Annotated in this window: 15 protein-coding genes and 1 riboswitch; of the genes, 9 read left to right on the forward strand and 6 right to left on the reverse strand. The window is 39.1% G+C overall.

What is annotated here, in order from left to right:
* The first annotated feature begins 76 nt into the window (after nt 1-76).
* Nucleotides 77-1,450 carry a sigma 54-interacting transcriptional regulator gene (locus tag A3Q33_RS05285; protein WP_081179041.1) on the forward strand — a complete coding sequence of 458 codons (1,374 nt, stop codon included), beginning with the start codon at nt 77-79 and terminating at the stop codon, nt 1,448-1,450.
* A gap of 213 nt (nt 1,451-1,663) precedes the next feature.
* Here A3Q33_RS05285 and bamJ read toward each other — a convergent pair whose 3' ends face one another.
* The 3 genes from bamJ to A3Q33_RS05300 are packed head-to-tail and all read right to left on the reverse strand — an operon-like array spanning nt 1,664 to nt 3,822.
* A complete protein-coding gene (gene bamJ, locus A3Q33_RS05290) occupies nt 1,664-2,137 on the reverse strand; it encodes a BamJ family beta-barrel-assembly machinery protein (protein ID WP_081179042.1) in 474 nt (157 codons plus the stop codon).
* A 52-nt stretch (nt 2,138-2,189) separates the two neighbouring features.
* Entirely contained in the window at nt 2,190-2,900 is a 711-nt protein-coding gene (locus tag A3Q33_RS05295) for a pseudouridine synthase (protein WP_081179043.1), read from the reverse strand.
* Nucleotides 2,901-2,928: 28 nt separating this feature from the next.
* A complete protein-coding gene (locus A3Q33_RS05300) occupies nt 2,929-3,822 on the reverse strand; it encodes a mechanosensitive ion channel family protein (protein WP_081179044.1) in 894 nt (297 codons plus the stop codon).
* Nucleotides 3,823-4,259: 437 nt separating this feature from the next.
* A riboswitch (TPP riboswitch) is annotated at nt 4,260-4,358 on the forward strand.
* Nucleotides 4,359-4,452: 94 nt separating this feature from the next.
* Here A3Q33_RS05300 and thiC point away from each other — a divergent pair.
* Genes thiC through thiE form a run of 5 tightly spaced genes read left to right on the forward strand, consistent with a single transcriptional unit; the run spans nt 4,453 to nt 10,300 of the window.
* Complete coding sequence (gene thiC / locus A3Q33_RS05305) at nt 4,453-6,411, forward strand: phosphomethylpyrimidine synthase ThiC (RefSeq protein WP_081179045.1); 1,959 nt, start codon at nt 4,453-4,455, stop codon at nt 6,409-6,411.
* A 4-nt stretch (nt 6,412-6,415) separates the two neighbouring features.
* Nucleotides 6,416-7,597: a glycine oxidase ThiO gene (gene thiO / locus A3Q33_RS05310; RefSeq protein ID WP_081179046.1), complete on the forward strand. Its 1,182-nt coding sequence runs from the start codon at nt 6,416-6,418 to the stop codon at nt 7,595-7,597.
* Between the two features lie 49 nt (nt 7,598-7,646).
* A complete protein-coding gene (gene thiS, locus A3Q33_RS05315; RefSeq protein ID WP_081179047.1) occupies nt 7,647-7,865 on the forward strand; it encodes a sulfur carrier protein ThiS in 219 nt (72 codons plus the stop codon).
* Between the two features lie 3 nt (nt 7,866-7,868).
* A complete protein-coding gene (locus tag A3Q33_RS05320; RefSeq protein WP_081179048.1) occupies nt 7,869-8,672 on the forward strand; it encodes a thiazole synthase in 804 nt (267 codons plus the stop codon).
* The gene (thiE, locus tag A3Q33_RS05325) at nt 8,672-10,300 is read left to right on the forward strand and encodes a thiamine phosphate synthase (RefSeq protein ID WP_081179049.1); all 1,629 of its coding nucleotides are present in this window, start codon (nt 8,672-8,674) and stop codon (nt 10,298-10,300) included. The genes A3Q33_RS05320 and thiE overlap by 1 nt, the downstream gene beginning before the upstream one ends.
* A 16-nt stretch (nt 10,301-10,316) precedes the next feature.
* Here thiE and A3Q33_RS05330 read toward each other — a convergent pair whose 3' ends face one another.
* The gene (locus tag A3Q33_RS05330) at nt 10,317-10,949 is read right to left on the reverse strand and encodes an N-acetylmuramoyl-L-alanine amidase (RefSeq protein ID WP_081179050.1); all 633 of its coding nucleotides are present in this window, start codon (nt 10,947-10,949) and stop codon (nt 10,317-10,319) included.
* A 734-nt stretch (nt 10,950-11,683) separates the two neighbouring features.
* Here A3Q33_RS05330 and A3Q33_RS05335 point away from each other — a divergent pair.
* From A3Q33_RS05335 to A3Q33_RS05345, 3 genes are all read left to right on the forward strand, one after another.
* A complete protein-coding gene (locus A3Q33_RS05335) occupies nt 11,684-14,110 on the forward strand; it encodes a PAS domain-containing protein (RefSeq protein WP_081179051.1) in 2,427 nt (808 codons plus the stop codon).
* Nucleotides 14,110-14,562, forward strand: a complete 453-nt coding sequence (locus tag A3Q33_RS05340) for a response regulator (protein WP_081179052.1) — start codon at nt 14,110-14,112, stop codon at nt 14,560-14,562. Before A3Q33_RS05335 ends, A3Q33_RS05340 begins: the two co-directional genes overlap by 1 nt.
* Before the next feature lie 352 nt (nt 14,563-14,914).
* Nucleotides 14,915-15,850, forward strand: coding sequence for a GGDEF domain-containing response regulator (locus tag A3Q33_RS05345; RefSeq protein WP_081179053.1), 936 nt, complete (start codon nt 14,915-14,917; stop codon nt 15,848-15,850).
* Between the two features lie 151 nt (nt 15,851-16,001).
* On the opposite strand, the gene A3Q33_RS05350 is transcribed toward A3Q33_RS05345, so the two are convergent.
* Nucleotides 16,002-17,000: a cupin domain-containing protein gene (locus A3Q33_RS05350; RefSeq protein WP_081179054.1), complete on the reverse strand. Its 999-nt coding sequence runs from the start codon at nt 16,998-17,000 to the stop codon at nt 16,002-16,004.
* Between the two features lie 79 nt (nt 17,001-17,079).
* Nucleotides 17,080-17,820, reverse strand: a complete 741-nt coding sequence (locus A3Q33_RS05355; RefSeq protein WP_081179055.1) for an SDR family NAD(P)-dependent oxidoreductase — start codon at nt 17,818-17,820, stop codon at nt 17,080-17,082.
* Nucleotides 17,821-17,944 lie beyond the last annotated feature (124 nt).

A 17,944-nucleotide genomic window follows, 5' to 3' on the forward strand; every position in this document is an offset into this window, starting at 1 on the left:
ACTTGGCTTAATTTAATTAAGTTAAGCCAAGTTTAAGTCATAAATTTTAGCTATAAATAAGTATCGAGAATAACCCATGAACACTCTTAATCCGGCTGCCATAGAAACCGACAGTAAAATTCTAATCGTTGATGACGATCCTAGCTTATTACGATTACTCGGTATTCGTTTATCAGCAGCAGGCTATCAAATTGAGTCAGCAAAAAATGCCAAAATTGCCCTAGGCAGACTTGAAAGTTTTCATCCTCAACTGGTGATAAGCGATCTAAAAATGGAAGGCATGGACGGCATGGCATTATTTGAGCAAATAAGAGCTAAACACCCTCATATACCGGTGATAATCATGACCGCCCACGGCACAATTCCCGATGCTATTAATGCCACTAAACAAGGCGTTTTTAGTTTTCTGACGAAGCCATTTGAAAGTAAAGAGTTGCTAGAAATAGTACAACAGGCCATTCGACTGCAGCCCGCAGAGCTAAACTATAACCAAGCTGATAATCAATGGCGAGACAAAATAATTAGCCGCAGTACTATTATGGAGTCGCTTTTACAGCAAAGTAAGCAAGTGGCAAAAAGCGATTTTAGTATACTCATCCAAAGCCAAAGTGGTACAGGCAAAGAGCTATTAGCCAAAGCTATTCATCTTGCAAGTCCCCGTCACCAACAAACATTTACCGCGATCAATTGTGCTGCTATTCCTGAACAGCTTTTAGAATCTGAGTTATTTGGTCACAACAAAGGCGCATTTACGGGTGCTGAAAAAAATCATATCGGCTTATTCCAAGCAACGGATGGAGGGACATTATTTTTAGATGAAATTGGTGATATGCCAATGAGCTTTCAAGTAAAGCTGTTACGGACATTGCAAGAACGAGAAGTGCGTCCCGTTGGTAGCACACAATCAATCAAAGTCGATGTGAGGGTCATTTCAGCAACACATAAGAATCTTCAACAAGCCATATTAGATAAAACCTTTCGTGAAGATTTATATTACCGACTCAATGTGGTTGAACTAGAATTACCACCATTGTCTGAACGCAGAGAAGATATCCCATTACTTGCTCAATATTTTTTAAGTAAATCAACAGAACAATCCCACATTAATATTTCCGGTTTTTCGCAAGAAGCGATGGAGATTTTAATCAGTGCGGCTTGGCCAGGCAATATTAGACAGCTACAAAATGTTGTTGAACAAACTGTGGCTTTATCTACTGAACCATTAATTAGTGAAATGTTAGTAAAAAATGCACTACGTGATAAAACCACTATTTTACCGTCATTTGTGCAAGCCCGAGATAAGTTTGAACGTGATTACCTCGCTAAGTTACTAAAAATAACGGCAGGAAACGTCTCACAAGCAGCAAAAATAGCGCAAAGAAATCGCACTGAATTTTACAAGTTACTCAATCGTCACCACTTGTCAGCAGAAGCTTTCAGAGAAGAGTAAATAACCGACTAAAGCTACAAGCAGCGATGAAAGCGCAAATTAAAGCGCTATCATGGCTGCTTGTAGCTCGGCATTAATGCCGCTAAGCTTCACAATAATAAAACTAAATGAGAAAGATAACCGAAACCATTACATTGCGTTGTAACAACTTTTAAAAGCGATTAAAGCCCTATTCTATTAATTGAAAGACATCATCGAGCATTCTCAGTTGAGCTAATTAATAGCAAGTAATTCAACATCAAATATTAACAATGCACCAGCAGGAATTTTACCTGTTGCACTATTGCCATAACCCAGTTTCGCGGGGATGAATAAACGAGTTTTTTCACCCACCACCATGAGTTGCAAGCCTTCGGTCCAGCCTTTTATCACCTGATTTAAACCAAAACTAATCGGTTCGTTTCTTTCAACTGAGCTATCGAAAACGGTGCCATCAAGCAAAGTACCGTGATAATGCACTTTTACTTTTGCGCTAGCCATTGGGTGCACTGCCCCCTGTCCTTCGGTTAGTACTTGATACTGCAAACCCGAAGCTGTTTCAATCACACCATCTACTTGTTTATTTTTTTGTAAAAATTGCTCGGCTTGCAATATATTCTCTTTCGCGGCTTCGCGGTTCGCGTTATTACGTACAAAAAAGCTCACAATCAAACCTAACACTATGATTATAAATATATACTTAGTCATTTTATTCCTTATTTTATGTTGTTTTGTTAAAATTTATTTACTACCTAACATGCTATTGATCAATATTATTAATTTCACTCTGCGTTAACTCTCTACTTTGTCCTTCAAGCAATTGACCGTCGAGTTGTAAATTGCCGATTGAGCTGCGGTGCAAAGCTAAAACCGGGTTACGAAACCTTCCGAACATACGCTTAATTTGGTGGTAACGTCCTTCAATAAGCTCAACTTGGGCCTTATAATCAGAAAGCACGGTTAATTTGGCAGGTTTAGTAGTGAGATCCTCAAACGCGAAATACATCCCCTGAGCAAAAGCGGCTATATATTCTTCGCTTAGTGGATTTTGCAAAGTCACGTTATAACGTTTAGTGACTTTTTTATCTGGCAGAGTTAAACGTTCTGACCAACGGCTATCATTAGTTAATAGCACTAACCCTGAGGTATTAAGGTCAAGACGGCCCACAATATGTAGCTCATGCTTAAATGAGTAATCAAGTAAATCAAGCACTGTTTGGTGCTTTGTATCGCTCGTTGCGCTGACTACACCTTTAGGCTTATTCAGCATAATATAATAGGCGGAGTTTTCTTGTATCACCTTTCCATCTAGCGTTATAAGGCTAAATGTATCAATAATTTCATCAATATTATGTGCGACAATGCCATCGATAAACACTCTATTTTGCGCCAACATCAGTCGCACATTTTTGCGACTGATTTGACAATATTGAGCCAAAAATCGATCGAGCCTGGCTTTATTTAGCGCCATCGTTAAACGATATAAAACGACATAAAAATTACACCAGATCTTTAATAAGATGTATATCACGTTGTGGGAACGGAATTTTAATGTTGGCTTTATCTAACGCGAGATAAATCTCTTTATAAGCTTTGTATTTAGCGCTATATAAATTTTCTGTTGGCGTCCACAAACGTATGCCGATATTGATAGCACTATCAGCAAAAGCATCGATGCCAATCAATGGGCTTCGAGCGACGCTGACAATATCTAACTTGCCAATCACATCTTCAAGCATTGCCACCACCTCTAACGGGTTTTCGCTATAATCAATGCCGACACTTAACTCTAATAATGAGTCATGCTTTGAGTTGTGTAACACTTCACCAACGATATGTTTATTAGGAATAGTAATTTCAACGTGATCTTCATCCGTTAAAATGGTGTATGCCAATAATACTTCTTTAACCAGCCCCGTAACGCCTTGTACGGTAATGGTATCGCCGACGACGAAAGGTCGAATGATAATAATATTAAAACCGGCAGCATAGTTAGATAGTAGTCCTTGTAATGCTAGACCTGCGCCTAATGAAATAGCACCAATGGCCGCAATAAAAGGCGTAACACTTATGCCTAATTTACCTAAAGCGATTATCGCGATCATCACGACAATTAACATTTTACTGGCATTAGCCAAAAAACGACTTAGGGTAACATCAAGCTTATGACGCTCACATAAACGTAGAACTACTTTGGCAATTTTACCCGCAAAAATAAAACCAATAATTAGAATGATTAACGCGCCAATTAATTGAAAACTATAATTGGTGAAAAATTCAACAATAATATTGTAAATACGGCCAACTTGGTCGATTTCATTTTTAAGCAGACTTGCAGGATCTAAGGTCTTTATTACTTGTTCTGTTGTACTTGCGGTGCTAGATTCAGCCATAAATTCATTCCATATGATGTACATTGTTCAGTTTGACTATATTACGTCAATTTACCGGTTAATTTACAATGTTATTAACAATTAATCGGTAAAATTCATCATTCTCCAAGCTTTTGTTAATTTAATGACTTAAGTGTAAACAGAAACAAACATTCCATGATATTTCACATTAACAAATGTTCGAGATTACACATATTCAAGTTAAAATATTTTTTAGACATACAAAATCACTGGTGAAAATGGTTCATTAAAAGCAGGGTAAAGTTACTACTTCGTATACCAACCTTCATTGTTACACCAGCGCCACCAGAATCAACATCCAATAAAACCCCTTAATTAACAACAACTAAAAATAAAAATAAAATAGTGGTTGATTAGCGTCGAAAATTAAAGCTAGAATCTAGCCACGTTTAAGGACACTTAAAAAACTTAAACGTATTGACTTGTCGGAGTGCCAAAGGGCTGAGATCGCGAAAGCGGGATCCGTAGAACCTGATTAGATTAACATCTGCGAAGGGAACAAGTAGTAGCTTTAAACACCATGTTAAATTTTGTTTAAAAAACTACTCCTCGTTACTACCCCCATAAAGCTCCGCCTAACTTTTATTTAATAAAAACAGGTGAGAGAACATGAGTTCAATTTCAAGACGCGAGCGTCGAAACCAAGCAACACAATTTTTAAAAAACGTTGCTGATCAATCTTTTCCAAATTCCAAAAAAGTTTACGTAGCGGGTGAACTGCACGATATCCGTGTTGGTATGCGTGAAATAACCTTGTCTGACACCTTGATTAATGGCAACAAAGACAACCCTAGTTATGAGAAAAATCAGCCATTATGTGTTTACGATACCTCAGGGTTTTATACCGATGATGCTGTCAATATTGACGTCCACAAAGGTATTCCTCGCTTACGTGATAGCTGGATTGAGTCACGTAACGATGTTGAATTTTTAACAGGAAAAACCTCAACCTACAGCCAACAGCGCTTAGCCGATGAAGGCCTAGACCATATTCGTTTTGAACATTTACCACAAGTGCGAAAAGCCAAAAAAGGCAAAAACGTTACGCAAATGCATTACGCACGCCAAGGTATTATTACGCCTGAAATGGAATATATTGCCATTCGTGAGAATATGAAACGCCAAGAAGTTAAAGACGAGATGTTGCTACAACAACATCAAGGTCAATCATTTGGCGCCAGCATTCCAGAAAAAATTACGCCTGAGTTTGTCCGCGATGAAGTTGCGAGAGGCCGCGCCATTATCCCGGTCAATATTAACCATCCTGAAGTTGAACCGATGATCATCGGCAGAAACTTTTTGATCAAAGTAAACGCTAATATCGGTAACTCAGCGGTAACTTCTTCCATTGAAGAAGAAGTAGAAAAATTAGTTTGGTCGACTAAATGGGGCGCAGACACGGTGATGGATCTTTCTACCGGTCGATACATCCACGAAACCCGCGAGTGGATTATTCGTAACTCCCCGGTTCCCATTGGCACCGTACCTATTTATCAAGCTTTAGAAAAAGTAAACGGTATTGCTGAAGACCTTACGTGGGAAATATTTCGCGATACCTTAATTGAACAAGCAGAGCAAGGTGTTGACTACTTTACTATTCATGCTGGGGTATTACTGCGTTATGTGCCAATGACGGCTAAACGCGTTACTGGCATTGTTTCTCGTGGTGGCTCAATCATGGCTAAATGGTGTTTAGCACACCACAAAGAAAACTTTCTTTACACTCATTTTGAAGATATTTGTGAAATTTTAAAAGCCTACGATGTTTCATTTTCTCTAGGCGATGGTTTACGACCAGGTTCGATTGCCGACGCCAATGATGAAGCACAATTTTCAGAATTACGTACTTTGGGTGAATTAACAAAAATCGCCTGGAAACATGACGTACAAACTATTATCGAAGGTCCGGGTCACGTGCCATTGCATATGATTGAAAAAAATATGACTGAGCAACTCAAGCATTGTGGCGAAGCACCTTTTTATACCTTAGGACCATTAACGACAGATATTGCGCCAGGTTATGATCATATTACTTCCGGTATTGGCGCCGCTAATATTGGTTGGTATGGTTGCGCTATGCTTTGTTACGTTACTCCAAAAGAACACTTAGGTTTACCTAACAAGGAAGATGTTAAAGAAGGCTTAATGACTTATAAAATCGCGGCGCATGCCGGTGATTTAGCAAAAGGTCATCCGGGCGCTCAGATCCGCGATAACGCCATGTCTAAAGCCCGTTTTGAGTTTCGTTGGTACGATCAATTCAATATAGGTTTGGATCCTGAAAAAGCACGTGCATATCACGATGAAACATTGCCGCAAGAATCAGGCAAAGTTGCGCATTTTTGCTCTATGTGTGGTCCTAAATTCTGCTCAATGAAAATTTCACAAGAAGTGCGAGATTATGCTGCGAGCTTAAGCACTGCTGCCAACAACGAACAGAACATTGAAATCAAACTATTGGATGAAACCATCAGTATTTCAGTACAAGGAATGGCAGAAAAGTCTGCTGAGTTTAAAGCCAGCGGCAGCGAGCTTTACCACCCTGTTGAAAAATCGTTAAGCAATTAACCTTATGCCAACCATCGCTATTATTGGCGCCGGCCTAATGGGCCGTTTGGTAGCCTTGTCGTTAAATCGACAAGGCTACCAGGTAACGCTATTCGACAAAGACCAGAAAAGTGGCCAGCAAAGTGCTGCTTATGCGGCCGCCGGTTTATTAACACCGCTTGGCGAAGCCATGCACAGCCCTGCCAACATTGTTGCAATGGGCTTTGCTGCCTTAGCTTTATGGCCAAAATTGCTTAGCACACTTTCTGGCTATAACTTCTTTCAACAATCTGGATCGATCGTCGTTAGCCATGAACAAGATATCGCTGACTATCATAGATTAACGCGATTTTTAGCCAATAATTATCCAAGCCACGCTCGACAACAGCTTAATCGAGAAGCATTATCGGCACTTGAGCCAGAGCTAGCTGGTAAATTTTCGCAAGCGTTATACTTGCCCGAAGAGGGGCAAATTGGTAATCGAAAGTTACTACTCGCTTTACATCAACAATTAGTAGATGAAGGGGTTAAATGGCATAGCGAATCTGAAGTTATTGCCATAGAGTCAGACAGTTTTAGTACCGGCTGTGATATTCGCTTCCAAACTTGTAACAAGCGTAAAAGTAGCGAATGCCAGTCGTTTGACCTTGCCATTGACTGCCGGGGAGTTGGTGCAAAAAAATCGCCGAGCACAAACAGTAAACACAATGCTCAACTTGATGATTTACGTGCCGTTCGTGGCGAAATATTTCAACTTTTTACCACTGAAGTTAACATTTCACGACCGATCAGACTCATGCATCCTCGCTATCAAATTTATATCGCGCCAAAAGGTAAAGGCCATTTTGTCGTTGGCGCAACAGAAATTGAAAGTGACGATACTGCCCCAATGACCGTTCGCTCAGCCATGGAGTTGCTCAGTGCTGCTTATAGCGTTCACCCGGGTTTTGCTGAAGCTAATATCCGCCAGCATATCAGCCAACTTCGTCCAGCATTTAGTGATAATCAACCAAAAATAATTTCACAAAATGCCTTAATTCAAGTCAATGGTTTATACCGCCATGGCTTTCTAATTGCCCCTGTTGTGCTTGCCCAAGTGCTAGAGCATGTTGACAACATAATGCTCGAACAGAAAAAATCTGTCGATAATTATCAATATGCTAAGTGGCTGCCAGTAAACCAACCTATGACAAATTTAGCTTATTAAAACCACTGCATAAATTGAATAATCATCTAGGCAAGAAAGGAGATAACAAATGAAAATATATATTAATGGCGACGCGTTTGAACTCCCACACACGTCAGAGCAAAACTGTCTTGATTTAGTACTAGCAAAAGCATTACCGGTAAACCAGCAACAACAAAGTTTTGCTTTGGCGCTCAACGGTGAATTCATTGGCCGAGAAGACTACCAACATACCGCGGTTAGCGATAACGATAGTATTGATGTGCTTTTCCCAATTGTAGGAGGTTAACCTATGTCACTAAATATTTATGGTCAAACGCTAAATAGTCGATTATTAATTGGCTCCGCACTTTATCCTTCACCAAAGGTCATGCAGCAAGCCATTATAGCTAGCGGATCACAAGTGGTGACATTATCACTAAAGCGTCAAAACCCATTGGCACAGTCAGGTGAGAAAATCTGGCGCTACATTCAAGAAACTGTTGCACAAAACCAAGGTTTTCTCCTACCTAACACCGCTGGCTGTAAAAGCGCTAAAGAAGCTATTACCTTAGCTAAAATGAGCCGAGAATTATTTCAAACAGACTGGATAAAGCTTGAAGTAATTGGCGATGATTATAATCTACAACCTGATCCTATAGAGCTTTTAATTGCTACCGAGCAACTGCTTGCTGATGGCTTTAAAGTATTACCTTACTGCACAGACGACTTAGTAATTTGCCAGCGATTATTCGCGTTAGGCTGCCAAGTTATCATGCCTTGGGCTTCACCCATTGGCACCGGTAAAGGCTTAATGAACCGCTATAATTTAGCCACTATTCGCCACCGGTTACCTGAAGCTACGCTAATACTTGATGCTGGCATAGGTAAACCGTCAGATGCCTGTATTGCCATGGAAATGGGCTTTGACGGTGTGTTGCTTAATAGTGCTATTGCGCTAGCCGATAACCCTGCTCTGATGGCAAAAGCTTTCGCCAACGCAATATCAGCAGGTGAATCCGCTTATATCGCAGGCACTATGCCTGAACGCCAAACCGCTCATCCCAGCACACCGACACTAGATACGCCTTTTTGGCATCAACCGGAACATAGCTAATGAGCATTGAAACTGTATTACTGGGCAATAAAGTGCAAAACAAACCAATAATTTGGACCATTTCAGGCGCAGACTGCTCAGGTGGTGCTGGTATTGCTGCCGATATTAAAACTGGCCATAATCTCAATGTAGAAGTGTGCCATTTAATTACCGCCAATACCGTACAAAACTCATCAGCACTTATTGCGGTTAATCCAACTGGGGTGGAGATATTAGTCCTGCAGGTACAGGCATTACGCTTCGACAAGCCGCCAACAGTAATAAAAATAGGCTTAATAGCTAATCGTGAGCAGATCAACTGGCTAATAGAGATGCTTTCGGACATTAAGGCCCAATTACCTAACTTACTGGTGGTTTATGATCCCGTTGGCCGAGCGAGTGTTGGAGGTTGCTTGTCATCGTTACCTACTTCCGCACTTGTGCCGCTCATGCCATTGGTGGATGTTATTACACCCAACTTTATAGAAGCTAAGCAGTTATGTACTTTAACGGCTAACAACTCAGTAGATGATGCCGCGATAATGGCAGAAAATATTCTCCTATTGGGGTGTAAAGCGGTGATTATAAAAGGCGGACATACGGCTACTGAAAAAACTAAACAAGACCAAACACATTGCACTGATATATGTTTACAAAGCTTAAGTGCTACTTCAAGCCAGTTATTAATCTTGCAGTCGCCAAAAATCAACACCAGCTATAGCCATGGCAGCGGTTGCAGCTTTGCCAGCGCATTAGCTAGCTTTTTAGCACATGATTATTTATTGCGTGATGCCTTTACACTCACTAAAGCATTTATTAACCAAGGCTTATTAACTCAAGGGTTATTAGCAGCTGAAGTAAAAAATGACATATCAGATGATAAATGTGATGTTAAGCGTGATGACAAAAAGGAAGATAAGCGAAACCGTTATTACGGCGCATTTGAGCAAGGTTTGTGGCCCTCAAAACCAAAAGATTTTCCAATAATTATCAGCTCACTCAATCAACAATTTCAGTCAAAAAAATGCTTTAAATCCCTTGATTTAGCTGATGGAGAAAAACTCGGCCTCTATCCTGTAATCGACTCGCTTGATTGGCTAGCTCTATTATTACCAATGAACTTAAATATTATTCAACTGCGCATTAAAAGTAACAATATTTCAGAAGTTGAGCCAATTATAGAAAAAGCGGTAGCAATGGCCCGTGATTATAATTGTCGGTTATTTATTAATGATCATTGGCAACTGGCCATTAAATACCGTGCATACGGTGTTCATATTGGCCAAGAAGATCTTAACGACGCTGATTTAAATGCTATTGCGAAAGCCGGTTTGCGCTTGGGTATCAGCACGCATGGCTGTTACGAGTTTTTATTAGCAAAACAACTGCAACCTTCCTACCTTGCTATTGGCGCTATTTTCCCAACAAAAACCAAAAACATGACAGGGCAAATCCAAGGCCTAGCAAACTTAACCCAGATATTAGCGCTAGCCGATACTACCCCTGTAGTGGCTATTGGTGGCATTAACCAACAACGACTAGACCAGGTATGGAGTACAGGTGTGAGCGCGGTTGCAGTTGTTACGGCAATAACCGAAGCTCAGCAACCTTTTAATGCGACTAAAGCTATGCAAGCACGACTATGTTAAACGAGAGTATTTATCTTTATCTGGTCATTGAAATAATTTCAGGATGGTGAATAAACTCATCCAATTCGTCTTGGGCATTTGGAAATTGTGCGCGGTGCTGTTGTAAAATAGCAATCGCATTGCTCATTGCTAATCGTGACTCAGCAGAGACTGCAATGGTTTCATGTTCAGGGCTAGCAGTAATATGAGCCAGTTGCTCGCGAATATAATTCATCTCTATTTTATCGCCTGGGCAAGATTTACTGGTGCGATATCGAGAAGATATAATATTTTGTTTAACTAAGTCATTCAATTCTCGATGGCCAATCACTTTATCTGCTGGTATCGAAAATTCAGTCATCAACCGCCGTATTAAGCTGTATAAACTTTCATACTGCGCGGGTGTAAAGTCAAACTTATCGCCATGGCCAATACAGCAAATACCTAAAGAACGACTATTTAGACCTAAAGTATGAGCGCCGGCTTTGTTAGTTGGCCTACCATTTTCAATACTGCCATCGGCTTTTTGGCTGTGTTTATCATTTAAAATGACAAAGTGATATCCTATGCCTGACCAGTTGCGGGCTTTATGCCACTGGTCAATCATATCTCGATCACAATCTCTCCCGGTGAAGGCAGCAGTATGAAGCACAATATATTCTGGAAACATAGTCAATTCCCTTAATTTAGTTACTGATATTTATGCGCTAATCTCAAAAACCCAAAGCCATTTATACTTATTCACTTATGAGTTTTAATAACACCATCGTCAATATTAATAATGATAATTAAAATGATCGGTAAAAAGCTCTATTATCCCAGCTTGAGTGACATAATTAACATAAGTATGTAATGCGTTATCTTCCCAATGAAACGGCTAATAATGCAGTTGATTAATCGCTTTAATTACTTATGTTTACTTTTGACTTTTTTTCACTCGTTTGGATTACTCAAGCATTATTTGCTATCCCCCCCTAAATAATAGTGCATTTTTCATACAAAACAATTTAATAACAAAACTGTGCGTCGAAGCGGTTTGAGTGAATGTTGTTATCAATACTCTGCTAATTGCATACTCATGAGTATGTTTTATGTTTTATGTTTTATGTTTTATGTTTTATGTTTTATGTTTTATGTTTTGAACATGCTAGTTTTACACTAGCTTTTTCGTTAGCCAGAGCCTTAACGGTTTACGTATGTTTTTAATTTAAAAATCTAGCTAACACTTCTCCTGAGCAAGCTTAAAATATGCTTACGGTTGCTTAGCTAAAACTAAACCCTTGTTATTTAATTGCTATATTATTCTGAATGTACTTTGTTGTTTCACGTTCAAGGTGTTTTAGTGGTGTATTTTCGTCGTTAAAGCCTCTATGATTTATAGCGAATCAACGTAGGTGCATCGTAATGACAGAGTTATCTTTCAATAAGCCCGCCATGATTATTGCAGCCATATATACTTTTTTATTAGGCGCAATCGTTTTAACAGGTTGGTACATTAGTAACAGCGACTTAATTCAAGTGCTGCCACAATTTACACCTATGCAATATAACACTGCTCTGGGATTTTTATTGAGTGGAATCGGCCTATTCGCCATAGTGAAATGTTTAAAACGCCTAAGCTTAGCTTGTGGAATACTCGTTACTTTCATTGGGTTTCTAACCCTGTTGCAGTATGTTTTTGTGATTAATCTAGCAATTGATCAACTGTTAATGGACGCATATATTACAGTAAACACCTCTCACCCCGGCCGTATGGCAATAAATACCGCGTTGTGTTTTATTTTTACCGGCATCACATTATTATTATTATTTTCTTCTACAAATAAAAATCCAAAAAACTACGCATTAATTGAAATACTGAGTCTGTTTATTTTAGCTTTATCAGCAATAGCGCTCACCGGATATATTATTGGCGAAGAAAATGGCTATGTTTGGGAAACACTCACACGTATGGCACTGCATACCGCAAGTGGCTTTATAGTTTTGGGTTTTGGTTTCTTAATCGCTATTTGGCGCCACAGAACTAGAGTAATAGCATTGGTACCTCTTTGTGTTCCAGCCCTCTTATGCTTTATCGTTTTACTTATTGATATGTTTCACGCGCCAAACATTGCCGTGGGAGTCGCTTATGTACCATTAGTTTTGTTCGGTCTATTATTTTACCGAAAAGAAATAACATTTGTTTTAGCTGGGCTCGCGACTGTACTGATTATTTTCGGTTACTTAGCTTCGCCAGAAATAGATGTCGACAACCAATATGTGATTATAAATCGTATACTTGCCATCGTTGCCGTTTGGGTTTTGTCAGTTGTGGTATACCTTCAAAAAATCACCCAAGAAAAATTACGTAAAAGTGAAGAAGCGTTAACTTTAGGTTGGCGCGGCGCCGGTGACGGTATGTGGGATTGGGACGTTGCTAGCAATACCATGTTTTTTTCTGAGCGCGTGAAAGAATTGCTAGGTTTAGAGTCAGAGAAAATGCGTAACCATTTTGACGAGTGGATTGAACATATACATGAAGAAGACAAAGATAGAACGCTCGCCGCTCTAGACGCACATATTAAAAACAACAGCCCTTATGATGTAGAGTTTCGTCTGAAAACAAGTTCGGGACAGTGGCGTTGGTTTCAATCCAGAGGACAAGCCTTATTAGATGAGGACAATAAACCTGTCCGTATGGCTGGCAGTTTAAGTGATATTACGGTGCGTAAAGAAACTGAATTGCAGTTAAGGCTATTTAAATTAACCATTGAAAACTTAACAGACGTTGTGGTGATCACCGAAGCCGATCCTGATAACCCGATTATTATATTTGCTAACACGGCTTCAAATAACGTATTAGGTTATAAACCTGAAGAATTAATCGGACAAACTCCACGGTTATTACAAGGCGAAAAAACTGACAAAGTGCAATTAGCCGCACTTAAAAAAGCGTTAAAAAATAATCAGCCGTTTTCTACTGAACTCATTAATTATGCAAAAGACGGTAGCGAATATTGGATCGATATCAATATTGTTCCGGTAAAAGATCAACAAGGAAACACCAGTCACTTCGCCGCTATTGAGCGTGACATTACCGATAACAAAGCAGCAAACTTTGAGCGTGAACGTTTAATTAAAGCGCTGGAAAAAAGTAATAGCGAACTAGATGAATTCGCTTATGTTGCCTCGCATGATTTAAAGGCTCCACTGCGAGTTATCGAAAATATTTCTCACTGGCTCGAAGAAGACTTAGGCGATCGTCTCGATGATGAAAGTCGAGAAAACTTGTTACTGTTGCGAAGCCGTATCCAGAGAATGGAAAGGTTACTAGAAGACCTTCTCGAGTATTCACGTATTGGTCGTAAACTAGATGAAAATTACGAAGAAACGCTCACTGGAGATACCTTAATAAAAGATATCACTTTATTAATTGCCATGCCCGAGGGTTTTACCATTAATGCCAGTGCAGAGTTTTTACAACTTAAGGTGAATAAAATGCCACTGCAGCTTATTTTACTTAATCTAATCAGTAACGCGATAAAGCACCGAGATAAAGACATTGGGTTAATTGAAGTAGATGTTAAAGAGCAAGAAAACCAATACCAGTTTACTGTAAAAGATGACGGCCCAGGCATCGCGCCAATATATCATCAAAAAATATTTAAAATGCTTCAAACCCTCAAGCCTCGTGACCGTGTCGAAGGTAGTGGAATGGGATTAGCCATTGTACGAAAACATATTGAATTATTCGGTGGTACTATCGAAGTAGCATCAGAAGAAGGCGAAGGCTGCGCTTTTATTTTCACGTGGCCTAAACAGCAAAAAAACTCAATTAAAGACACTTTATAATGGTCGCTATAATCGAAGAGACATTAAAAAATCAGCACTTGAATATTTTTTTAGTAGAAGATGACGACGGTGATGCCAAAGCCATTTTTCGGGCATTTAGCAAGGCAAAAGTTACTAGCCCAATATTGCGTGCGTATGACGGACAAGAAGCATTGGAAACATTAAGGGCTGAAAATGGTCGCACTAAACTTTCTAGCCCTTTCATTTTGCTGCTTGATTTAAATATGCCAAGAATGGATGGCATTCAGTTTTTAAAAGAGTTACGCAATGACCCAAAGTTACAAAAAAGTATTGTCTTTATATTAACAACATCGAAAAGTGAACGAGATAAAAATGCAGCTTATAATCTAAATGTGGCGGGATATATTGTTAAAGAAACCGCTGGCGTAGACTTTCTTAAATTAATAAATTTAATTGATAGCTATCGCCACTTAATTGAATTACCTGAATAATAGAATACAAATATCCTTTGCTTGCGTTAACCTGCATATACATCACAATTAGCTATAAACTATTTAAAATAACATTCATGGCGTATTATAAAATGAATATTGGCAAAATTTTTAGCGTTTATTACACCAACTTAATTAACTAGCGAGCTATTTTATGCGCAATAAATGCCCTCATTTAAATATTTATTTGAATAAATAATTGAGCTTAAAAACACACTGCATCAATGTTGTGTCAGGTAAAATCATCAGATCATGTGTGAAATTTACATCACTCTTTCATTTTGATGCTTATCGAAAGTTAAGTAAAAAACATCAAAAAATTAATTATTAACTAGGAATAATCAGGTAGCACATGACTCAATCAACGCTGAGAATATTTCATATTGAAGATGACGATGGTGACGCTAGACAAGTCAAACGTGATTGCACTAAAGAATTTGATACCGAGCATTTTACCTTAACCCGTGTTGATGCAATCGACGCTGCGCTGATAGCCTTAAAAGCGTCATATTACGATGTAATATTATTAGATTTAAACTTAGGTGATGGCCGCGGATTAGAAAACCTTCGAATAATTAAAGAACTGATCCCAGATACCCCAATCGTAGTGCTAAGTGGTCATGATGACACCAAAACAGCGCTTGACGCGATTCGTGGTGGCGCACAAGAGTATATAATAAAGTCGACTAACAACAGTCGCCACCTTGGTTTGGCCATATTGTCATCCATCGAACGTAAAGCTTATGAGCGGCATTTGTATCAATTAGCTAATCAAGATGAATTAACTGGTTTAAATAACAGACGAGCATTTAACAACTATCTAAGGCCTTGGTTAATTCGAGCGGCTCGCTGGCAGCGTACCGAAACGGTAATGTTTATGGATGTAAACGGCTTCAAACAAGTAAACGACACCTTAGGTCACGATGTTGGAGACTTATTGTTGCAACACATTGCCGCAACGCTGCGCGCGGGATTACGCGCAAGTGACATGCTGGCAAGGTTTGCTGGTGATGAATTTGTTGTGCACCTAGACGCACCATCTCACGAATCAGTAGAAATCAGTGCGAGTATTGCAGAAAAAATAAGTGCATTGTTTGAAGAAACAGTTTTGATAGCAGGTCATGAGATAAAAACCAGTGTCAGCATTGGCATCGCCTTTTATCCTGAACATGGCCAAGACACAGTATCACTTATTAAAAGTGCTGATAAAGCGATGTATCAAGCTAAAAAAGCGAAACTACCTTATGTTTTTTATCAACCTACTGAAGAGCTTAAGCTGGTACAGTAACTACCAACTAGCCAATTAAACTTATAGCCAAAAAAATATTTCCACTGTTAAGTTGAAAAATAAAGGAGTCAACTTATCTGTCGACTCCAATACGTCTTTTAGTACCAATTCAAATCAGAACTTAACTAACATAACAAAGTTAAAGCTTAGTTCAAATGAATGCAGGCGCTTTTGGAAAATCATTTCGGCGAGTGATGTATAAAATACATTCACCGTGCCCCGTTTGTGTAAATGAACGCTTTGCGCCTATAGGTGTTGTAAAAGTATCGCCTTTTGTCAGCGAAAGTGTTTCACCGTCTACGGTTATATCAAGCTTTCCTTGCTGAACAAAAATCACTTCTTCTTCGAATCGAATATGCTCAGGCACTACCGCATTACTTTGTAATTTTAGCCCTCGCACAACAAAGCCATGCGACCAACTCAACTTACTTGCAGGTAAATCTTCGATTATATTCTTGTTGCCGACTAATGCGACTTCTTCAACGCCATCAAACTGTGCTAAACAAGTATTTTTTGACCAAGCAAAAGTATCACTACGTTGTACAATTGACTCCATTTCTTCGTCGCCAACAATACGATGTTCTGCAATTTTCTCTGTTGACGTAACGGGCATAGGTTGCTTACCTTCTGGTACTTTTTCACCTAAAGTTGTGTCTACTAAGCTACCGTCATCTAGCAGGATCAAACCATATTTTTCAGCAAGGTCAAATACTTGAGGTGCCCATAATACGTTACCTGGGTCATCACTGCCTAAAACCGCATACAAATAAGCGCTACCTTCGCCCACATTTTCGAAACCACGAAAAATATCTGTTGGAATAGAAATAATGTCACCTTCGTTTATTATAACTTTTCCATCCTCACCGTTCACACCACTCATAAAAGCCCATGTGCCACTATGTATAACAAAGAACTCTTCAGTTAAATGACTATGTTGAGAATTTAAGCAACCTGCAGGCTGGCGAGCTCCGCCAATATTAAAACCATGAGGAATCGAAATGTGTATATGTTGGTCGGGATTTTCTGCCACACCAGGCCCAATAAGGGTAAAATTTTCTTTTTTATCACTACCAGGGCTGCGCGTATCAATAAAAGCATTAGTACAAGGTTTTAAGTCATCATATCTGATCAATCTGTCTGCTAATGTCATCTTTTTATATCCTATTGTTTTTACTTTCGTTAAGTCATTACGTTTAAATCATTCATGTATGTTGCTTACTATTTAACGTTTAATGTGCAGTCCAACCACCATCAACTTTAATGCTAGTGCCGGTGATCATCGAAGCTAAATCACTTAATAAGAAGGTACAGCTATTAGCGATATCTTCTACTTTCGCTAAGCGGCCTAGGGGGATCATATTAAAAACAAAGTTTTTAAAAGCTTCGTCTTCAAACATCGGCTCAGTCATTGGGGTTAATACGAAGGTAGGAGCGACAGTATTTACGCGAATATTATGCTCGGCTAACTCAACAGCCATCGCTTTAGTCACGCCTTCTACCGCATGTTTGCTCATACAGTACAAAGTACGACCAGGTGAACCAACAAAACCCATTTGTGATGACATATTTACAATAGACGCACATTTGCTGCGCTTCATCGGCGTAATCGCCGCTTGAGATATTTTATAAAGTGTTCGAATATTTAAATCGATCACCGCATCTATATTTTCGCTGCTTTGCTCTTCCATAGGACCAACGCGGTTTATGCCGGCATTATTAACTAAACCATCTAAAGTGGGTAATTCGCGTAATCTTTTATAAAAAGCATCACTTGTTACGTCCATCACCCAAGGTGTTATATTTTCAGGATAAAGTTCAGTCAATTTATCTAAATCACTTTTTGTTCGAGCTACCGCAATAACATTAGCGCCATACTTAGCCGCCATAACAGCACAGCCCAAACCAATACCCTTACCTGCACCAGCAATTAATATCGTTTTACTTGTGAATAAATTTTCATTAAAGCTCATAACATATATCCTAAAATCAATTATTGCATTCGAAGTCATTATTACGTAGGATTTAGATAAGTTCAAGTTAATAAGTCGAATCTGTATTAATTAAGTCAAAATTTAAATCAAATAAACTGGAGAT

The sequence above is a fragment of the Colwellia sp. PAMC 21821 genome (assembly GCF_002077175.1).
Taxonomy (GTDB): domain Bacteria; phylum Pseudomonadota; class Gammaproteobacteria; order Enterobacterales; family Alteromonadaceae; genus Cognaticolwellia.

Excerpts from the sequence above, each read along its gene's own strand:
- A3Q33_RS05300 (WP_081179044.1), bottom strand. The coding sequence starts at position 3,822 with ATGGCTGAATCTAGCACCGCAAGTACAACAGAACAAGTAATAAAGACC.
- A3Q33_RS05285 (WP_081179041.1), top strand. The coding sequence starts at position 77 with ATGAACACTCTTAATCCGGCTGCCATAGAAACCGACAGTAAAATTCTA.
- thiE (WP_081179049.1), top strand. The coding sequence starts at position 8,672 with ATGAGCATTGAAACTGTATTACTGGGCAATAAAGTGCAAAACAAACCA.
- A3Q33_RS05295 (WP_081179043.1), bottom strand. The coding sequence starts at position 2,900 with ATGGCGCTAAATAAAGCCAGGCTCGATCGATTTTTGGCTCAATATTGT.
- bamJ (WP_081179042.1), bottom strand. The coding sequence starts at position 2,137 with ATGACTAAGTATATATTTATAATCATAGTGTTAGGTTTGATTGTGAGC.
- A3Q33_RS05345 (WP_081179053.1), top strand. The coding sequence starts at position 14,915 with ATGACTCAATCAACGCTGAGAATATTTCATATTGAAGATGACGATGGT.
- thiO (WP_081179046.1), top strand. The coding sequence starts at position 6,416 with ATGCCAACCATCGCTATTATTGGCGCCGGCCTAATGGGCCGTTTGGTA.
- A3Q33_RS05340 (WP_081179052.1), top strand. The coding sequence starts at position 14,110 with ATGGTCGCTATAATCGAAGAGACATTAAAAAATCAGCACTTGAATATT.
- A3Q33_RS05355 (WP_081179055.1), bottom strand. The coding sequence starts at position 17,820 with ATGAGCTTTAATGAAAATTTATTCACAAGTAAAACGATATTAATTGCT.
- thiC (WP_081179045.1), top strand. The coding sequence starts at position 4,453 with ATGAGTTCAATTTCAAGACGCGAGCGTCGAAACCAAGCAACACAATTT.
- A3Q33_RS05330 (WP_081179050.1), bottom strand. The coding sequence starts at position 10,949 with ATGTTTCCAGAATATATTGTGCTTCATACTGCTGCCTTCACCGGGAGA.
- thiS (WP_081179047.1), top strand. The coding sequence starts at position 7,647 with ATGAAAATATATATTAATGGCGACGCGTTTGAACTCCCACACACGTCA.
- A3Q33_RS05350 (WP_081179054.1), bottom strand. The coding sequence starts at position 17,000 with ATGACATTAGCAGACAGATTGATCAGATATGATGACTTAAAACCTTGT.
- A3Q33_RS05320 (WP_081179048.1), top strand. The coding sequence starts at position 7,869 with ATGTCACTAAATATTTATGGTCAAACGCTAAATAGTCGATTATTAATT.
- A3Q33_RS05335 (WP_081179051.1), top strand. The coding sequence starts at position 11,684 with ATGACAGAGTTATCTTTCAATAAGCCCGCCATGATTATTGCAGCCATA.